Annotated in this window: 17 protein-coding genes; all 17 read right to left on the reverse strand. The window is 62.2% G+C overall.

Annotated features, from left to right (window positions below; translation table 11 throughout):
* Positions 1-124: 124 nt before the first annotated feature.
* Positions 125-628: a hypothetical protein gene (locus ACQZ6J_RS11445; protein WP_449084088.1), complete on the reverse strand. Its 504-nt coding sequence runs from the start codon at positions 626-628 to the stop codon at positions 125-127.
* 24 nt (positions 629-652) lie between these two features.
* Positions 653-1,993 (reverse strand): hypothetical protein, encoded by a 1,341-nt coding sequence (locus tag ACQZ6J_RS11450; protein WP_449084090.1) that lies wholly within the window; start codon positions 1,991-1,993, stop codon positions 653-655.
* Position 1,994: 1 nt separating this feature from the next.
* Positions 1,995-2,423 (reverse strand): hypothetical protein, encoded by a 429-nt coding sequence (locus tag ACQZ6J_RS11455; RefSeq protein ID WP_449084092.1) that lies wholly within the window; start codon positions 2,421-2,423, stop codon positions 1,995-1,997.
* A complete protein-coding gene (locus ACQZ6J_RS11460; RefSeq protein WP_449084094.1) occupies positions 2,413-2,871 on the reverse strand; it encodes a hypothetical protein in 459 nt (152 codons plus the stop codon). Before ACQZ6J_RS11460 ends, ACQZ6J_RS11455 begins: the two co-directional genes overlap by 11 nt.
* Before the next feature lie 3 nt (positions 2,872-2,874).
* Positions 2,875-7,512 carry a hypothetical protein gene (locus ACQZ6J_RS11465; RefSeq protein ID WP_449084096.1) on the reverse strand — a complete coding sequence of 1,546 codons (4,638 nt, stop codon included), beginning with the start codon at positions 7,510-7,512 and terminating at the stop codon, positions 2,875-2,877.
* A gap of 3 nt (positions 7,513-7,515) precedes the next feature.
* The gene (locus tag ACQZ6J_RS11470; protein ID WP_449084098.1) at positions 7,516-7,947 is read right to left on the reverse strand and encodes a DUF6950 family protein; all 432 of its coding nucleotides are present in this window, start codon (positions 7,945-7,947) and stop codon (positions 7,516-7,518) included.
* Complete coding sequence (locus ACQZ6J_RS11475; protein WP_449084099.1) at positions 7,944-8,567, reverse strand: hypothetical protein; 624 nt, start codon at positions 8,565-8,567, stop codon at positions 7,944-7,946. The genes ACQZ6J_RS11470 and ACQZ6J_RS11475 overlap by 4 nt, the downstream gene beginning before the upstream one ends.
* Positions 8,568-8,569: 2 nt before the next feature.
* On the reverse strand, positions 8,570-9,223 hold the full coding sequence (locus ACQZ6J_RS11480; protein WP_449084100.1) for a hypothetical protein: 654 nt from the start codon (positions 9,221-9,223) through the stop codon (positions 8,570-8,572).
* Complete coding sequence (locus tag ACQZ6J_RS11485; protein ID WP_449084101.1) at positions 9,223-13,740, reverse strand: hypothetical protein; 4,518 nt, start codon at positions 13,738-13,740, stop codon at positions 9,223-9,225. Before ACQZ6J_RS11485 ends, ACQZ6J_RS11480 begins: the two co-directional genes overlap by 1 nt.
* 39 nt (positions 13,741-13,779) lie before the next feature.
* Positions 13,780-14,178, reverse strand: coding sequence for a phage tail assembly chaperone (locus tag ACQZ6J_RS11490; RefSeq protein WP_449084174.1), 399 nt, complete (start codon positions 14,176-14,178; stop codon positions 13,780-13,782).
* On the reverse strand, positions 14,151-14,582 hold the full coding sequence (locus ACQZ6J_RS11495) for a hypothetical protein (protein WP_449084102.1): 432 nt from the start codon (positions 14,580-14,582) through the stop codon (positions 14,151-14,153). The genes ACQZ6J_RS11490 and ACQZ6J_RS11495 overlap by 28 nt, the downstream gene beginning before the upstream one ends.
* Positions 14,583-14,687: 105 nt before the next feature.
* Entirely contained in the window at positions 14,688-15,617 is a 930-nt protein-coding gene (locus ACQZ6J_RS11500) for a phage tail tube protein (RefSeq protein WP_449084103.1), read from the reverse strand.
* Between the two features lie 51 nt (positions 15,618-15,668).
* Positions 15,669-16,094, reverse strand: coding sequence for a hypothetical protein (locus ACQZ6J_RS11505; protein WP_449084104.1), 426 nt, complete (start codon positions 16,092-16,094; stop codon positions 15,669-15,671).
* A complete protein-coding gene (locus ACQZ6J_RS11510) occupies positions 16,094-16,780 on the reverse strand; it encodes a hypothetical protein (RefSeq protein ID WP_449084105.1) in 687 nt (228 codons plus the stop codon). Before ACQZ6J_RS11510 ends, ACQZ6J_RS11505 begins: the two co-directional genes overlap by 1 nt.
* Positions 16,780-17,124, reverse strand: coding sequence for a hypothetical protein (locus ACQZ6J_RS11515; RefSeq protein ID WP_449084106.1), 345 nt, complete (start codon positions 17,122-17,124; stop codon positions 16,780-16,782). The genes ACQZ6J_RS11510 and ACQZ6J_RS11515 overlap by 1 nt, the downstream gene beginning before the upstream one ends.
* On the reverse strand, positions 17,121-17,747 hold the full coding sequence (locus ACQZ6J_RS11520; protein WP_449084107.1) for a hypothetical protein: 627 nt from the start codon (positions 17,745-17,747) through the stop codon (positions 17,121-17,123). The genes ACQZ6J_RS11515 and ACQZ6J_RS11520 overlap by 4 nt, the downstream gene beginning before the upstream one ends.
* Before the next feature lie 7 nt (positions 17,748-17,754).
* Positions 17,755-18,126, reverse strand: a complete 372-nt coding sequence (locus tag ACQZ6J_RS11525; RefSeq protein ID WP_174005740.1) for a hypothetical protein — start codon at positions 18,124-18,126, stop codon at positions 17,755-17,757.
* Positions 18,127-18,156: the final 30 nt, after the last annotated feature.

An 18,156-nucleotide genomic window follows, 5' to 3' on the forward strand; every position in this document is an offset into this window, starting at 1 on the left:
GAAATTTAGGTGCACGGCTGGAACCTTTTGTGGCCTCGCCGGTTACGCACTCGGGTGGGATTGCCATCCCTCCCATCCGCTTCTTACGCTTGGCCCGACCTCAAATCGGGCCTTCTTTTTCGGTTCACTCGGCCGGCTGTGCCGCCGCTGCGGCCTGCAGCTGGCGGATGGTTTCGGCCTGCTGCTCGATAGTGGCGTTCGCCGTCGCGAGCTGGTCGCCAAGCGAGAGGATTTGACCCTGCAGCGTAGCTTCGTTGGTTGCAGCCTGTGCCTGCGTATTGGTCAGCTCGGTGCGCAGCTGATCGGCGGCGGCGCTGACCGTGGCAAGATCACCCTGCGCCTTCGTCAGGCTTGACGTGGTGGCATCGAGCTGACTGGTGACCGTGGCGATTTGCGCATCCTGCGAAGCGACCTTGGCGAGCGCATCGCGGCAGGCATCCGACATGATATCGCTGGTCGGGAAGCCAGCAAGGTCGATCGGCTGCGCCGGCAGAATGTCATCCTTGATGATCTCCCCATCGAGCGTGATGCGGCGCAGATACTGCACATGCGCGCCGGCCGGCGCACCATCGGGGCCGAAGCGCACCAGCAGCTCGTAGGGAAAGGTCTGGTCCTGAATATCGGGCATGATGAAAGTCCTTTTGTCGGAGGGTTAGGAGACGATTGCGCCATCCGGAAAGCGCCAGCTGGTGCCGTCCGAGATGGCAAGACGCTTGTTCGCCGTGCCATTGGAGACGTAGGCGAGGCCCTGCGGGTTGGCGGCGGCGGACGGGAGGGTGGACACGGTGAAGGAGGGGATTCTAGGCGGGAACGTAAAGCTGGCGATGCCGGTCGCGCGCGTTATGACGACGGGACTGTCGATATAGACGCCGTCGTCTCCGTATCGTTGAAGTCGGTAATCGGCACCCACATTGCTGCCCGTCTCCGATCCAATCACCAGAGCGGCCCATCGCGCTAAACCGCCAGTATAGTAGCGCAGTTGCTTGGCAGAGGTGTCCGGCGTATCGATGACGAGTGCATTGGAGCCGGAGAACGTCTGACTCCCGCTCCATATGTTCGCCGTATCCAGACGCGGAACAGCAGCGCCGGAGGTGCCGGTGTTCATAAGCGCCGCCGACAGGAGGCCGAGATTGGCTCGCGTAGCGGCTGCCGCAGCGCCAACGAACGCAATCGAGGAACTCGACTGGATCGTTATCGGGTTCCCCGTAACCGAAACACCGCTTGCAAAGGTAAAGGTGCCGCTTGATCGATTGATGGTGAGTACCGAACCGAGGCTGGATCCCGCATCATCAAATCTTGACAAGGTAATATCCGAGCCAACGTTACCACCGGTTTCGGCAGCCGCGTTGCCGAAAGACCAAACCCAGCGGAGCACCCCACCTTTTTGCGAGATGAGCTGCGCGTTTGTACCGGCTGCAGTATTGAAATTCAGATTGATGGCTGCCGTTCCCAACCCAATGGTCTGAGTGGTTGACCACGTATTGCCGGTATCGAGACGCCCGATCACCGTGCCACTTGTGCCGGTGTTCAAAACGGCGGCCGTACCAAGTCCGAGCGTCGTGCGTGCCGCCGCAGCATTGGCCGCAACCAACAGCGAACGCGCGAAAGCTGTAAAGTCGGCAAGCGCCGCCGTGCCCGCTCCGGTGAAATAGGCGATCTTATCGGCCGCCGTCGCAAGGCCCGCGATGGCGTAGAGCACACCATTGGTCAGCGCATCGAGAACGGCGCGCGTCGAGGCGAGCACGCGGGTCGCATCCGGCGTGAACTGGATGCGGTAGCTGGCGGCATTGCGGGCAGCCCCCGGCCAGGCGTCCGCAAGCGTGATCGACGTGTTGCTGTTGACGGAAGCGATGGGCACGCTCAAGCCCGCCGCCATGAACATGTCGCCGGCCTGCACGCCCGATGTCGACCAGGTCGTGCCCTGTCCGGTGACCGTCGTGTCATTGGCGGCGATCGTGGCCGTGCCGGTATTGTAGGTGGTCGGAAGCGCCATCTTATTGCTCCTGTGATTGCGCGTAGGCGTCTACGTCCCGCCAGTCGATGACGGCGGCGGTTCGCGCTGCGTTGGGTGTGGTTGCGGCCGATATCGCCTGCTTTGCCGCCAGGCGGCGGCCTTCGATCAGCGGCGAGACGGTTGCCCAAAGCTGATAGATGGTCAGGATCTCGACGGCCTTTTCGAAGCGGCTGACGCCATCCGCCAATGCTTCGGCCGACACATGCGGCGTCTCGGCATCCGGCACGCTCGCGCCCTGCTGCGGATCGGCCGCGATCAACTGGGCTTCCTGCTGCTTTGCCCAGTAGACCATGTCCTGACCGGTCGTGACGGTGATGAAGCGGGCGCGCAGCGCGCCGGCCTCGCTATCGACGTGCGCCTGCAGGTCGGCCTTGAGCTGCGAGAGATTGGCCCGACGATCAAACCGCATGGATCGTCACCCGAAAATCCCGCCAGGCGGCCGGCACGGCGAAGGCGAAACCGAAGGTGCCGACATCATCGGAGGAGAATTCGAACAGGCCGTCTTCTATCTCGACGGTCTCGCCCTCATGCGTGACCATCGTCCCGGCCGGAACCGGAAAGGCGGCCGTCGAGACGCCATCGGCCGCAATGGTGATTTCGGTCGCCGACAGCACGACGGCTTTCGGCGTGATGACGCCATCGAGCACATAGGCGCTAGCATCGATATCCCGGCTGAACTGGCCTTCCGGAACCTCCATGACCATGTAGCCCGCACCGAAATGGGCAGCGTGAACGTTAAGGATGCTGCGGGCGCATGCGCCGCTCTGCCGGATGCGGCCGGTTGCATCATAGACGATGCAATTGACGATCGGATCGACGGGTATGAATTGCTGTTCTGGCAAGGGATCGTCTGTCATGTCTCACCTCTTGTAGGCCGTGGCTCGGATGTGGGATTCGTTCCAGCCGATCGTGTTGCGGGGGTTGTTGATCTGCATGGTGTAGGTGTGCGTGCCGACGCCCGGCTCGTCATAGAAGCCGCATACGGTGATATGTCCGGCCGTGTAGGCGTTCTGCGACGTCGCCCCATTGCCGCCGCCGGTCGTCGTCACTTCGACCTTGACGTTCGGCAGGAAGTAGACCTGCTGAAAGATGAGCACCCCATCCCGGAGGATATTGACGCCGACATCCTGCGCGTTCGTGGTGCTGCCATTCTGGTTGAACTGTGCGATCGTCATGGCGTCGATCGCTACGCGACCCTCGCCTTGAACGTTGACCGTGCAGCTCACCAGATTGACGACCACATTCGGCCCGACGTTCTGCGTACCGGTGAATTTGCCGTTGCCCATGGCGGTGCAGGCACCGCCGGCAATGTTCGAGGTGCCGACCTGCAGCGTGCCGATGTTGGCATACTGGATATTGGCATTGACCAGGTAGGTGATGCCGCCATTGACCGCGAAAGGCACCGACCCGTTATCGATGAAGCCGAACTGATTGGCCTGCACATAGAAGCCGGCCGGCGCGTTCGGATCGCTCGGGACACGGATATACCAGCCGGCGGCCTTCCAGCCCGACCCGTCGTTGAAGCGGGCCTGTGCGCCTATCTGCGTATAGCCGGCCGGCCCGGCGACGACTTCCATCCGGAATTTCGCATCGGCCGAAACCTCGCCGACAGAAGCACTGATTGAGGTCAGAGCATCCGCGTTGGCGGTGATATCGTCCCCTTGCTCGCTGACGGTGGCCGCAAGCGCTGTCAGGGCGGCGGCGCTCGCCTTTTCCGCAAGGGCCGTGTTCACATCGTTCGTGTTCGCCTTGTTGGGCAGCGCCGTGTTGATCTGCGTGATCGCCTGCCCCTGCGAGGACAATTCAGCCGCCTGGTCGTTGACGGTCGTCTGCAGCGACGACAGGGCCGACGCATCCGCCTTGCCGGCAACGCTGGTCTGCAGGTTCGTGATCGCCGACCCTTGCGACGTGATGGCATCGCCCTGCTGGCTGACCGTGAGCGACAGCGATTGCAGCGCCGACGCATCGGCCTTGCCCGGCAACGCCGCCTGCAGTGCCGTGACGTTGGAGCTGATAACCGTGATGCTGCCTTCGGTGACCGTGACGCGGCTGGTCAGCGCAGTGAGCGCCGTCGAGGTGGCGAACCCCGGCAAGGTCGCCTGCACCTGTGTCACGGCCTGCGACAGGATATCGAGGCTGTTTTGCGTCAGCGTGATTTGCGAGGTCAGCGTCTGCGAGACAAGCGAAAGCGCTGCCTTCCCGTTCATCTTGTCGAGGAAGTTGGCGAAATCCTGCTCGACGCCTTCCATGGACTGCGGCAGCAACGTGTTGCGGATCGCCCGCAGCGACTGCCCAAGGCTGGTGACGCCATCAGGGCCGCCCATGCTGTCGATCTTGTTCGATAGCTGGTCGACGCTATCAACGCTCGCTTTGCCGTCGACCGTCTGCGACAGGGCCGTCAGCGACTGCCCCTGTGCCGTGACGGTGTTGCCGAGCGCCGTGACGGAACCCTGCAGGCTGCCGATGGCGGTCGAGTTGGCCTGCACGGTCCCGTTCGTGCTGGTGAGGGCCGCCTGGAGCGCCGTGATGGATTGGGCGTTGGCGCTGTCGCCGGAGGCTCGGGCCTGCTGTTCGGCCGCCAGCTCGGCACGCGAGGCACCGGGCGACGGCGAGCCGATGGCGATCCAGTCAAACTCGAAATAGTCCGTCGCGGTCTGTGCCGGCGACAGGTCCATCCTGATCTGGTCGATGGTGCCCGACCAGGCCATGTTGAAGGTGAGCAGCGCAATGCCGTCAAGATCGAATTCCGGTTCGGCAAGGATCTGCTGACGGGCGATATCCCAGCCGCCATCGCTCGCCGCCTTCCACCAGGCAATGCCCTCCCATGCCGGCGCACCGGTCCGGCGAACGCGGGCGCGAACCTGCCGGTAGACGTTCCCCGAGACAGCAAGGCCGGTCGGCGACAGCACATAAGGATCGGCTGCCTGATTGGCAGGGCGCAGAAAGCCGCCGGCTACGGTTGGATTGCCGTTTCCGGTCCAGCCCATGACGGTGGTATCGAAGGTCCACAGCGCACTTGCGGCCGGATCGAACTGGTTGTCCGTGCCGGCCGACAGCAGCGACATGCGATCGGCAAGCGCCTGGTCGCCATCGGCGCGCGCCTGATCGACCTGCGTGACCTGCGCATGCAGGGAGCCGGTGTCAGCCTCAAGCGAGGTGACGCGCAGCGCCAGCGCGGCATTGGCCGATACCGCGACCGTGATCTGATCGTTGAAGCTGGCGACGACATCGCCGATGCGCGTCGTCAGCGTCTGGCGAAGCTGTTCTTTCTGCGTATAGGAGGCATTGGCGAGATCGGCGGCATAGTCGCGGATCGCCGCAATTTCCCTGACGAGATCCCGATACCGGCTGGACGCTTCAAGCGCGCCGGCAACGCGCGCCGATTCTTCCGCCGCGATCGCAGCGGCGCGCGCCTGCGCTTCGGCAAGAATGGCCTGCGCCTGGTCGCTGATCGCCTGCGCGTTCGCGCTGATCTGGTCGGCCAGATCGTCATTGATCCAGTCCTGCAGCGTCTGCAGGCTCGCGAGGATATCGGCCGCAAGGTCGACGAAGGAAAGCCGGGTGTCCGGCGTCGTGACATCGAGCCACGCCGAAAACAGCGTCGTGCGGCTGGTGTAGGGGATAAGCCGGCCGCGCACCTGGTAGGCGGTCGCCGGCAGGCACCAGTCGCCCGAGACGATCCAGTTGAAAGGATCGGCATAGGGATAGGAGTTGCTGTCGAAAACGATGTCGCCCGTTTCCTTCAGGCGCACCGTCACCTGAACCTGCAGCACGTCATTGAGATCCGGCGCGCAGATGACCTTGATCGCCGGCCGTCGCGGAACGCCGTTGGCATCGTAGATCGCCGCCGGCTGAACATCCCATCCCTGCATGATCTGCGGTGGCGCGGTGATACGGCCGGTCCAGCTGATCGTCGTCGGCAGCTGGAAATCGCTGCTCCAATCGTAATCGGAGGAATCGACCTCCTTCAGCGTGACAAGCTGAAGCGCGCCTTGCTCGCCTTCGCGCGTGACGACGATAAACTGCTTGTCGTCATAGCCGTTTCTGTCTGACGACCATGCGGTGACGTCGTTTGCCTCAAGGATATAGGCCTCCGGCGGCAGGTAGAACTGATGCGTGCGGAAGCGGCGATCTTCCTGAATGATGGCGCGCATCAACCGCTGAACCTGATTGGCGAACGGCGTCGAGGGGAACTTCAGGCCGACCGGTAGACGGCGATTGCCGTCAGCCGCCTCGAGCGTGTCATTGTAGAGACCGGGCGCATCCTTCATCGCCCACTTTTCTTCAGGCTCCGGATAGGTCGCCTCTATGGCATTATAGGTGGCGCTTAGCGTCGGAAACGGATCGAAGCTCTGACCCTTGGTCACCACGACGTCACTATCCGAGAAGCTGTAGACCGGCGCGCCGAGACCGCCGACGAGGATCTTGAAGATGCCGCCATTTTCCGCGATACGGCCGGCGCAGCCATCGCGCAGGTCGTCGATGACATCAAGCGGTTCGTCGTCGGCAACCGGGATCTCGTAGCCGGCGCGAAACTGCTTTTCCGTGCCGCCTTCCGCAAGGGCAATCGCGCGGTCGCATTCGTTGGCGGCAGCAATCCAGTTCGAAGCCGGCAGGCGATGGGCGGCGAGATTCTGACCGCCGCACATCCACTGATCGCCGTAATAGACGCCGCGAATGAGATTGTAGATCATCACCGCGTTGTTGTTGGACGGCTCATAGGTGGCCTGGTTGCCCCAGCGGTGCGACCCGGAGCCGCCATTGGTCGAATCCTTTCTCAGGTCGTAGAGCGGCATGGGATGCGGCTCATAGACGCCCTGCGGGATGGCGGAGAAATAGTCGGTGTTATAGAGCGCGGTCAGGATGACGATCTGACAGCCGCGACCGATCATGCCCGACAGGAACGGGCGATCCGGATCGCCACCGAACTTCGACAGCAGATAGGGATCGGCCGATGTCTGGGTGCCGTCGAGATACTTGATCCAGAGGTGATCGTCGCCATCCGAGCCGCGATACTCGACGATGGGATAGCCGCGACCGTCCGGATGGGGCTGGTCCCAGAAGACGCCGCACTTCTGGTCATCGATCCAGACGCTCGTGAGACCGAGCGGGCCGGCATTGCTCGGCATATTGCTCAGCTCGATCACGTCGACGAGGAACGCATTCGGCGTCTGGTGCGGCTCTCCCCAAGTGCCGGTGTATTTGCGCTTGCCGGCCGTGGCATAGGTGCCCATCAGGACCGTGGCCGACACGTCGTCGCCCATCTGGATCTCGACCTTGACGCCGGTCGCATCCTGCTTCGGCTTCTTGGTCAGAGCCTTCTGCAGCAGCGTCGTGGCAAAGCTCAGGACGGCGCCGAGCGCCGCCTTGATGAGGAAGGCGCCAATGCCGCCCTTGGCAATCGCCGTGGCGATAATCGCCGCGAGCGGCCCGGCATGGACCGGATCCGCCATCAGCCAGAAGCCGATGACGTTCAGCGCGAGAATGAGGAGTTTCATGGATTATCCGACCTTGAAGGCTCGTGCGGCGGTCAGGAGATCGACCGTGCCGAAGCCGGTCTCGGAGAGGACGAAGATGCGGTCGCCGCTGACGACGCCGAGCGCATGCCCGAACCGTGTCGGAACCGCGAGCGCGGCGATGTCGCCGGTAGAAGCGCGCGACGGGTGCTCATATTCCGGCAGGAAACTGGCGACGAGATCGGCGAGATCGGTAAAGCCGAGTTGCCTCATCAACCCGTAGGCGCCGTCCGCATCGGCATAACGTTCGCCGTGCCCGGCAAAGAGATCGACGCCCGTGATCGCCGCGACGTGAGGGGCCGCGAGACCGGACACGCAATCGCACTGACGCCAGTCGAACGACCGACGCTTGACGATATTGATCGCGGCCGTCATGCGGGTGCGCCAATCGGGCAGGCGGTTCAGTTCGACGGTCATTTCTTCTGCCCCCAGGGGATATCCCATGTGGCGACGGTGCTGGCATACTTGCCGAACTCGTCGCCGCTGCGCCGCTTCTGCCCCTCGTAGGACGATTTCAGAGGGTTCTTGCGGGTGAGCATCGAGATCGCGTCGGAAACAGTCCTGATCTCGATGCCGCCGTCTTCGCCGACCTGCGGCGTGTCGATCGGCGATCCGTCGATTTCGCCCATCCAGTCCAGTTCGGGAGCGGACACCGGCCGGCGGCTCTTCCGGTCCAGTATGGCGCGATGGATCTCCACCTTGCCGAGCCTGATATCGTAGCCGCGCGCCAGCTGCTGCGTGATATCGGCGATCTGGCTGAGCGTGATGGTGACGGTCTGGATCGTCAGGTCCGACACGCTGGGGATCGGATCGATATCCGTCACCAGGCCGTTGCCGTAATAATTGCGTGTGACCATCTGGCCGGTGACGCCGGACAGGACGGATACCGAGATATCCTCGTCGCCGGTCCAGACGCCAAGCTCGACCGGTGCACCGGCAAAGGTCTTGACCGAGAAATAAACCAGGCTGCGGATGGACAGCCCGTTGTCGCGCGCGCCCTGCAGCGCCGCGAGAAAGTTCGGATCCGGATTCTTCATGGCTATTTCTTCTGGATCACCTTGAAGCCGGCGCCATCGGTATGCATCTTCGTCGCCGTGCCGGGATTATGGCTGCCCGGCATGATGATGCATTTGCAGGCGGGCTTCGCGAGAACGACCTGCGTATTGACGGCGATGGCCGACGAGACATGCGGAAAGACGCCGAAGACCGGCGTCACACCCGCGCCGCTGGCAACGGCATTTTCCGAAACCTCAAGGAAGGCATAGCGCACCGGGTTGGCGCCATAGGCGATCTGCATCTTGTCGCCGGCCGTCAGCTGATAGCCGGCCGGCAATCCCTTCAGGCTCAACCCGTCGAGATCCGCCGAGACGGAATTGACCGTGATGACGCGTGTTCCGATGATGCTGCCTGTCGGATCGGATTGCGGATACTTCGACAGCGGATCCCACAGGAAAAACGTCTCCTGCGCACCGTGAAGCTTGCGGATCTTGGCGGCGATCTGCTTCGCCACGTCGTTTTCCATGGTGATGAGGCTGACGGTGCCCATCCAGAGCGGAGCGGCCAGCTCCGCTTGCCAGACGCGGCCGTCGCCCGTTCCCGACAGCTCGTCGTTGCGCTGGATATCCCAGATGACGCTGGTGATGCGCAGCTGATCGGCGAAATAGGCAAGGGAGTAGGGATAGGAGACAGTCATCAGCCGATCTTCCTTGGGGCACGGTTGATCTGCTGCACGCGATACGGCAGGCGCTTGTCGCTGAAATCGGTGACGGCCGCAGCGCTCGCCCGGTCTGCCTCGCTCTTCGCGACGTTCTTGACATAGGCCTTGAGATTGCCCTCGTCATCGACCGAGACGCCGACGCCCACATCGATATTCGAGGAGGCGCGCTCCATGCGCTGCTGGTGACGCTCGGTCGCATCGCCGATGGTGGACCGGCGCGGCGGCGCGCCAACGATGCCGCCGTCGGCATAGCCATAGCGCGGCATGCCGCGATATTGCGGCCGACCGAGACGCATGCGCTCGACAGTGTCGACGCCGCCCCAACGCGCGATATCCTCCTGACTCCAGACGACTTCGCCGCGATGGACCGTGCCGGCCGGCTCGTATTTTCCGCCCGCACCGGTATAGCCGCCACCGTCGAACCCGGCACCCGCGTAAGCGGCAAAGGGATCGAAACCGGTGGCCGCCGTCGCATTCGAGCCGATGTTAAAGCCAGAGCCGCCACCAAAGCCGAAGAGGCTGGAGAAGAAGCCGCCGATACCACCCCCACCACCGGATGCCGAAGTGACGCTAGAGGAGAGCTGCTGACCGAACTGATTGAGGCCGCCGCCGAAGCTCGTCAGGCCATCGGCCGCCGTGCTCGTTGCGGAGCTAAGCCCACCGACGTTTCCAGCAGCGGAATTCACCGATCCGCTCAGCTGATTGAGCGACGTATTGACCTTGCCAATGCCATCCCAATTGCCGATTCCCGCCTTCCCCGCGCCGTACCATGAACCCCAGCCATTCTTTGAGGCATAGTCGAGCGCGAAATCCACGCCTGCGGGACCATTGGACGCCATGCGAGGATCGAGGCCGGTCTGACGCATGAAGGCGTTGCCGAGGCCACCATTCATGTAGAGCTGATACGGCCCGAAGGACGGCTCCTGCACCCCATTGCGGAAAACACCGGATTGCATGTTCCAGCTGCTCAGACCACCTTCGGACTTGGCGACCGCGAGCGCGATATTGGGATCGATGCCACGCTGTATGGCGGCCTGCGAGATATACGACGCGATCGAACCGGAGCTGTTGTCATTTGCTGACGTCAGAAGACGAGTGACGCCCGTCGATGCGGCGCTGGCCGGCATGCCGATCACCGCGCCGAGCGTGGTGTTCGCCACGGCCGTCGTGGTGCCTGTCGCCGTCGACGTTCCGCCGATGCCCAGCAGACCGAGCAGGCCGCCGCCGCCCGGCTTGCCGGTGCCAAGGATGGAATTAGTCAGATCGTTGATCAGCGAGTCCGTCACATTGTTCAGAGCCTTGAGCAAGGCATTCTTGATCGCGTTCCCCAAGGCCTCGCCGAATCCCTTGCCTTGCTCCAACCCGTCGCGGAAATCGGTGAAGAAGCCCTTCACGCCATCCCGCAACTCCTGAATCTTCATATTGTCGCGGATCGCATTGGCCTCCGCAGAATTCATGTCGACGGGCAGGCCGGACGAGCGGAGGCGGGAGGCAATCTGCTGATCGTCGTCGCTGCGGAAGATCTGGTCCCGCTCGAATGCAAGATCGTTGCGCAGGCTCGCTTTGGCGTAGAGATCGGCCAGGCGGCCCAGCTCCTGCGCCTTCTGCCTGATCAGCTCGATTTCCTTCTCGTCGACCTGCGTGCCGTTCTTCGCGGCCTCCATGCGGATCTGCGAAATCAGCTCGTAGGCCGTCCGGAGCGCCGTTGCCTCGCCCGTCGTCTTGCCGATCAGCGCGATTTCCTGCTGCTGCGCGGCGACGGACTGGTTGAGCGACAAGAGCCGGTCGCGCTGCGCATCCGCCAGCTGCCGGGCTTCCTGCGCACGCGCGAGGCCTTCGGCCTGGTCCGCCTTCTGCTCCTTCTGTGCATCCGTGTCGTTCTCGCCGGCCTGCGCTTCCGCTGTCTTGCGCGCGGCGGCAATCCGCTCCGCAGGCGTGCGGGCATTCGTCGTGGCGATCTGCGCATCATAGGCGGCGCGCTGCCTGTCCATCTCGCGTTGCCGCTGCGCATTGTCGAGGTCGGCGATCTGCTTTGCCTGCGGCGACAGCAAATCGACCGGCAGGCCCGCCGAACGCAACTGCTCGGCAATCGTCCGCTGCTGCGGCGTGCGGCCCAGCTGGTCCTGCTGGAATTTGATATTGTCCGACAGTTGGGCGCGGGCGCGGGCTTCGGCCAGCTTGCCGTATTCCTCTGCTGTTTTCCGAATATCCTCGATCTCGGAGGCGAAGGCTTGCCGAATATTGGCCTCGCCCTCGATACCCTTCTGCGCGGCATACTCGCGCAGCGCGGCCATGCGCTGATATTCCTCGCGCGCGGCCGCGACCTGTCCCGTCGTCTTGCCGATCAGATCGATGTCGAGTTGCTGGGATTTCAGCAGTTCGTCGAGACTACGCTTCCGCTGCTCCTGAGCGTTGTTCGCTTCCTGCTCCAACTGGACGCGAGCAAGCGATTCAGCCTGCGAAACTCGCTGATCATTTTCGGGACCCGTTTCATTCTGAACGCGCTGAGCCATGGCAGTTTGCCGAGCGGCGGCAATTCGCTGCGTGTCCGTTCTGGCGCGAATCGAGGCTATTCGTGCCTCAAAATCCATTTGACCATAGGTGAGATTTGCCGACTCGGATGAACGATAGTTATCGTAGGCGTCCTGACCGGGGCTGTTGACGATGAAGCCACGCTGATTGCCGCCTTGCAGGGCAAGCTGCACCTTGCGCATGCGCTCAAGTTCGTCATTGGCCTTTTTCAGATTGTCGCTAAGGACGATGACATCAGTGCCAGCCTTGGCGAGAGCAGGATTCACCTCAACCTTTTTTGCGATCGCATCGTAAAACTCGTCAAAGCCATCCTTGCCAGCCTTGAGATCGGCGCGCAGCTTAGCAAGCGGTTCCTGAAACTCAGGGACGGTCGCCTGATATCCGAGAACCTGTCCGCCAAAGCGGCCGCCGGAGCGGGTGCCGCCCACCTTAGGGTTTCCGAAGTAGTCTTTTGCTTCGGATTGAGCAGCGACGGAAAGAGCGGAACTGCTCTTCGTCGCAAGAGCAGACAGGAAGTTTCTATTCTCCGTTCCCGCCCTAGCGGCCTGTTCGGCGACATCACCATAGGACGCGGCGATCCTCTTGAGCACATCCTCCTGATCTTTCATGGCATCGCTGAGACTTTTCGTCTCGCCACGGATTTTCAGGAGAGCCTGAATACCCATCGCGCCAAGGCCAACGAACGCAATGGATGCGAGATTGGTGACGCTCAGCAGCGATGCGAGGCCAGCGCCCAACGTGCGCAAGGCACCTGCGCCACCGGCCCCGCCTTCGGCAAGAGCCATGGCGAGCTGCGGTCCCTGCTGAAATGCGATTGTGCCGGGAGCACTGCCTCCGATGGCCTGCGTGATGGTATCTTGCGCCTGGTATGCGACATTGACGGGCTGATAATGGTTCACCGGTCGCGCATTGCCGGGCTGGTTCTGGTTCGCGGCAATGCGAGCCTGCGCGCGTTCCTGCGCCTTCGCCAGTTCTTCGGCGCTGATCAGCCCCTTGGCCGCAAGCGTATTGTAAAGCTCCAGCTCATCATTGAGCTTTTGCTGTGCCGCCCAAAGCGGATCCAGCTCGCCGCGCAGATCGTTTGCGGCCTTGGCGTAACGCTCCGCTTCCTGTTCGGCGAGCCGCATGGCGGCGGCATTGACGCGCGCCTGCTCATCGGCCAGGTCGAGCTGTTCGCTGAACACGGATGCGGACTGGCGGGCCGAGCCGCTGAACTCGTTGGGATCGCGAACGCTCAGAACCTGGTTGTATCTGCCCTGCACCCGGTCGGCGGCTTCCGCCTGACGGGCCGCCCTGGCGAGCGCGGCATATTCCTCCGACTGACGGCGGATCGCCGCCGAGCCGGCGTCAAACTTGCTGATCAGCTGATCGAGGGCGGATTCATATCCGCCGGCTATCTGGACGCCGAGACGTTCGGCTTCGGCCAGATCGGACAACTCGGCATTGAGACGAGACACCGATGCGGAGGCGGGATCGAATTTCGCCGTCAGCTCGGCAATGCGGGATGCCGTCGCTGCGGCCTGTTGCTGCTCGCGCAGGCTGGCGTTGACCGTATCGATGGCGGCGGCAAGGCCGGTGAAGCCTCTTGCGGCAAGGTCGGCGCCGTTGGCCGTCAGCCCGAAGCGCTGCGACACGCCGGTATAGATGCGCTGCAGCTGCTCGGCGGACACCACGCCGGTATCGGACGCCTTGGCAAGCCGCAGCAGTTCCGAATTGAACTTTTGCGCCGCGCCATAACCGTCGACATATTGACGGCTCAAGCGCTCCAGAGCGCTGACGGTCGAGGACACCTTGATATTGACGGCATCATTGGAGGTCGAAACCCTAACCGCCGCTGCGGCGGCCTCGTTGCTCGATTCCACCATGCTTTTGTCGGCCGCCACCTTCTGCTGCGCACCGCGCACATAGGCGGCAGCATCGAAATCGGCAGAGATACGAAGACTACGAAGCTCGACAGCCATGGGATGATCCTGATTTCAGGGGAGGGCGCTGCGGAGCGCTCAGCGGCCTTGCGACCGTTGTCTCTGACGTTCCGCAGCAATGGAGAGATATTCGGCGTCGATCGCCGACATGAAGGTCACAAAGATATCGTGATCGCTGCCCGCGATATCGTGATCGCGGGCATATTGGCTAAGAGCCGAATAAGAGATCGGGCTTTCGCCGCCGAACGCGCCGTAAGAGCGATCATGGCGGAGGCTGTCCCAGGCGCGATAGTAAAGGTCGTGCCAAGGTTCCGGCTCTACCTCATCATCCGGCTCGTCGAGGGCGGTTTCAATCCAGTCCTCGTCGGGATATTCGGCTGCGACCTCCGCGACCCATTCGTCTGTCGCGGCCGTTCCATGTCGCTGCTCGCGCGCACGAAAGGCCTTGATCAGTTTCCCAATGCGCTTTCGACGAATTCGATATCGATGTCGGCGACACGCGCCGCCGCGCTTTCGACGTCCGCGAGAACGGTTCGATAGGCGGGATCGGTCAGGACCGTCAGGCCAAGTTCCGGCGTGTAGGCAACGTCAAGGCCCTTCCAGTCGTGCAGGATGTGGAGGTGATAGAGTTTGCCAAGCTCCACCCGCAGCACATCCTGAGGAATAGGCTTTCTGCGGTAGACCTTGTTGAGGCGCTGATACATGAGGTCGCGGGCATTGGCGAACGCCGTCTTGTTCAGTGACGACACATTGTAGGAGACGCCGGGGATGCTATCGGATTCGATCCAGTCGCCCTTTTCCTCGCGCACCTGGTCCCGCTTCAGCGATGCGAGCGACACGACCTTGGTGGAGTTTTCGAGTTCTGCAGTCTTGGTTGCCATGATGGAAATCCTTTGTCGGAAGGGGTGGCCCGGCACCCGACAATGCCGGGCCGTTCAGTGCACTGAAGATTGACCGCGTCGGGTGCGGATCTGGGTTCGCCGCCGTCAGGCGACGGCTCTGGTCAACGACATCGTGCCCGAGATGGCAGGGTCGATCTTGGCGGAAATGCTCATCTGCATGACGACGGCGCGATTGTTGCCGCCGACCTGCGGGCCGCCGCTGGCCTTGATCTTGCCGAGCGAGAGCACATAATTCGAGTTCGCAGCAGCGCCGATCTTGAGGGACAGCGACAGATCCGCATGCTGCAGAACCTTCTGATACAGCTCAATGCTGTCAAAAAGCGCCGTCAGGCTGCCCGTTACCGTGAAGGTGCCAAGGCCATGGCTATCAGGCTCGTATTTGCCGAGAACATCGTTGGCATAGATATTGTTGGTGATGTTCAGGCTGGCCTGCTGGATCTTCGGCGGCGCCGTGACACCGCCGACAACCAGGGAGCCGATGTTCAGCCCGGTATTCAGAACGGGCGCTGTAGAGGCGGCGGCATAGGTGGCATCAGTGATGATATCATCATCAGGATCGGGCGCACCCAAGCCCATGACACCCCAATTGGCCTGCGCAAAGGTGCGGCTGTTCAGCTGCAGATCGAGAGTGTTCATCCGGCAGCCATAATAACGGGTGTAGCCAGACGACCCGCCAAAATCGAAGGTCTTCTCGAATGCCAGGCTCTTGACCAGCCGGCCGTTCTTCAGCACGTTTCCGGCCCAATCGGCGCAGAAGAGAGCCGAAAAAAGGTCGTCATAGGCAGCGTATCGAAGCAGGGTGTTGACGCCGCCAGTGACAGAACGTCCGAGATCGACGATATCAGTGACGTCGCGGGTGCCGTTGATTTCCTCCGGCGTATCGGTCTGCTTTTGAACGTCGAGCGTTTCGCTGACATAATTCAGCGTCTTCCAAGCCGGCGTATCGGGGATCACACCCGGCACTTCTTCCATGACATAGGCAAGGCGGGTCAGCGAGCTATCAGCTGTTGACATAGCTTTTCTCCAGTTTTGGCCCGCTAAGGGCTATGTTGATTGGGGAGGCAGTTACGGATTGAGCTGCGAGGTTCGGTCGCGTCGGTCGCCCGATATCGACACCGTCATCGCAAAGTAATTGCCGAACGTGCGGCCCGGCTCGCCAGCGCCGATCGAGATCGAGCGAAACCACATGGCGCCAAGCGGCTGCTCGCGGAACAACATGGCGAGGCGGCCGCCGATCTGGCGGGCCTGCTGACTGCCGGTTCCGTTCGGCGTCATGACGTGAAGATAGATGCCGAAGCCCTCAAGCCATTCATTGTTGCCGGGATCGCCAAAGGTGTCCTGCGAGCTGCCGTCGCTGACATACTCGACATAGACGAACTCTGTCGGCACGTCGGGCAGCTCGTAATCCTCGTTCTCGAAAACGAGAGCGGTTTCGGCCCACGAGGCGACCAGATAATCGTGAAATTCATCGAAGCCGGATGGCGAAGACATCAGAACACCATGTTCATGACAACGGCGGGATAGGTGATCGGCTGGCCGGCCTCGCGATCCTTGCGGCGGCCATAGGCTTTCGCGCCAGCGCCAAGACGCTGATGACCCTTGAGGATGTACGGAATGCCGGGATGGACGCCGCCGGATATGGACAGCCACTTCGTTTCGAAGCTGAAGGCGGCCTGCGTGTTGCGGCCCTCATTGCCGAAACGGCGGGCGAGCGCGCGCTTGGTGCCGTCAAAGACCTGGTAGCGCTTGCCCTTCTCATTTCCCAAGCCGCCCTCGATCTTGCGGATATAGGGCTGGAAATTCGTGATGATCACTTCGGCGCGGGCCGGGATGGCATCGTAATCCTCGACGACGCGCTGCTGCGCGATGACGATGAACGAACCGCGGAAGCGGCCGGACCTTGACGGCGACCTGCTGCGCAGCTCGTCGAGCGCGAAGGTGATGACCGGTTCCCAGAGCGCGAACTCATAGACGATCGGACCGGGCGCCACGACCTCGTTTTCGGAACCGGCCGGGCGGCCGTTGACATAGAGATCATAGACCGGGCTTGCGCCGGCCGAAATCGCATCGGCCAATTGCTGGCGGGCGAAGGCGGCAAGCGCCGTGCTGATCTGTTTCGCCTCGAGTCCCGCCGTGGCAAGCCGGATCTCGCGGTCGAAGGCTTCGAAACCGGCCATCAGCCGAGCACCACGAGATTGATGCGGACCAGCGTCGTCTGCATGCTGATCGGCTTCACCAGTTCGATATTGCGCTCGCGGCCGTCGATCAGCAGCTTATCGCCCTTCTTCAGCGGCAGCAGGGACGCCAGAAGGGTAGGGCTAAGCACGACGTTGACCGCCGTCTGGTCAATATTGCCGGCAAGCTGATCGGCGCTGACCGCGCGGACGAAGGCCGGGACATTCGCGACCTCGTCTTTCGGGCGAGGGGTGCCGCTGGCGGCGGTATAGCGATAGACGCTGACGCGCGCGCCGTGTTCGGCGAGCTGACTATCGAGGGCGGCGATGGCGGCGGCGGGTGTCATGCGAATTTCCTCAATCCCGCAAGAAGGCGATCCGTCGTCGAGCGAATAATGTTGCCGGCCTGCTCGGAGACCGTGAATTCCTTACGGCCGACGCCTTCGACCTCATCAACGCGCATAAAGAGGTCATCCTTTCCGAGCGTCTTCAGGTACTGAACGGAGAGGATGACAGCTTGCTTGACTTGCGGCGGGACGAAACCGGTTCCGCCATCTTCCGTGGGAGGCTGATCGTTATAGCCAGCGCGGAATACGATTTTCACCGGCTCGGGAACGTGGGCGAGACATGGAAACGACCAGCCAGACCTGAACCAGACAAATTTGCCACTTACGCCCCAAAGATCCTGATCAACTTCGACGTCAGCGCCGGTTTCGTCGTCATAGGAAATGCTGTCGACACCGATCAGCGGAGGATATGGAATGCCTGCGCAAAGATCTGCCCAGCAAGACAGTCGCCATTCGATGGTTTGCGGGCCAATGCAGCGGCCAAGCCATCCTTCGGGGCCGTCTATCTCCGCCGTAACGGCCGCGATCATGGCCGCGACCATCTGGTCATCTTCGGCATGACTGCCGGGGATGTCAGATGGCAACAGGATGGGTTCCGGCGGAGACAGGACGCGCGTGCTCATGTGATCTTTATTCCACGACCGCGTAAAAGGTGCCGCTCTTGGCATTTCCGCCCTGAGCGATGACGAATTTCAGACGATCATTGGAAATGGCGATCTTGTCTGTGACAGGCGCGCCACCTGCCGCGTAGAGAACGGCGGCGCCCTGCGGCGTCTGCACCGGGATACGCGGATATCTGGCGGCCGACGCATTCACATTGGCCTCATTCCAGATCGTTTCGCCGGTCTCTTCGGCCGTCACGGTAAAGTCGACACCATCGGCAAAGGCGGTCTGGGCATCCTTGATATAGTGGATACTGCAGATCTTGCCTGACGTGCGCGTCATGAAGGCGGTCGCGGTGCCATCGGCCGCCGTCGTGACAACAAGCTTGATGCGTCTCATTGAACTCTCCTTTGGAAGCGCTTCCGCGCG

The sequence above is a fragment of the Rhizobium sp. A37_96 genome, assembly GCF_053521765.1.

Excerpts from the sequence above, each read along its gene's own strand:
- ACQZ6J_RS11445 (WP_449084088.1), bottom strand. The coding sequence starts at position 628 with ATGCCCGATATTCAGGACCAGACCTTTCCCTACGAGCTGCTGGTGCGC.
- ACQZ6J_RS11450 (WP_449084090.1), bottom strand. The coding sequence starts at position 1,993 with ATGGCGCTTCCGACCACCTACAATACCGGCACGGCCACGATCGCCGCC.
- ACQZ6J_RS11455 (WP_449084092.1), bottom strand. The coding sequence starts at position 2,423 with ATGCGGTTTGATCGTCGGGCCAATCTCTCGCAGCTCAAGGCCGACCTG.
- ACQZ6J_RS11460 (WP_449084094.1), bottom strand. The coding sequence starts at position 2,871 with ATGACAGACGATCCCTTGCCAGAACAGCAATTCATACCCGTCGATCCG.
- ACQZ6J_RS11465 (WP_449084096.1), bottom strand. The coding sequence starts at position 7,512 with ATGAAACTCCTCATTCTCGCGCTGAACGTCATCGGCTTCTGGCTGATG.
- ACQZ6J_RS11470 (WP_449084098.1), bottom strand. The coding sequence starts at position 7,947 with ATGACCGTCGAACTGAACCGCCTGCCCGATTGGCGCACCCGCATGACG.
- ACQZ6J_RS11475 (WP_449084099.1), bottom strand. The coding sequence starts at position 8,567 with ATGAAGAATCCGGATCCGAACTTTCTCGCGGCGCTGCAGGGCGCGCGC.
- ACQZ6J_RS11480 (WP_449084100.1), bottom strand. The coding sequence starts at position 9,223 with ATGACTGTCTCCTATCCCTACTCCCTTGCCTATTTCGCCGATCAGCTG.
- ACQZ6J_RS11485 (WP_449084101.1), bottom strand. The coding sequence starts at position 13,740 with ATGGCTGTCGAGCTTCGTAGTCTTCGTATCTCTGCCGATTTCGATGCT.
- ACQZ6J_RS11495 (WP_449084102.1), bottom strand. The coding sequence starts at position 14,582 with ATGGCAACCAAGACTGCAGAACTCGAAAACTCCACCAAGGTCGTGTCG.
- ACQZ6J_RS11500 (WP_449084103.1), bottom strand. The coding sequence starts at position 15,617 with ATGTCAACAGCTGATAGCTCGCTGACCCGCCTTGCCTATGTCATGGAA.
- ACQZ6J_RS11505 (WP_449084104.1), bottom strand. The coding sequence starts at position 16,094 with ATGTCTTCGCCATCCGGCTTCGATGAATTTCACGATTATCTGGTCGCC.
- ACQZ6J_RS11510 (WP_449084105.1), bottom strand. The coding sequence starts at position 16,780 with ATGGCCGGTTTCGAAGCCTTCGACCGCGAGATCCGGCTTGCCACGGCG.
- ACQZ6J_RS11515 (WP_449084106.1), bottom strand. The coding sequence starts at position 17,124 with ATGACACCCGCCGCCGCCATCGCCGCCCTCGATAGTCAGCTCGCCGAA.
- ACQZ6J_RS11520 (WP_449084107.1), bottom strand. The coding sequence starts at position 17,747 with ATGAGCACGCGCGTCCTGTCTCCGCCGGAACCCATCCTGTTGCCATCT.
- ACQZ6J_RS11525 (WP_174005740.1), bottom strand. The coding sequence starts at position 18,126 with ATGAGACGCATCAAGCTTGTTGTCACGACGGCGGCCGATGGCACCGCG.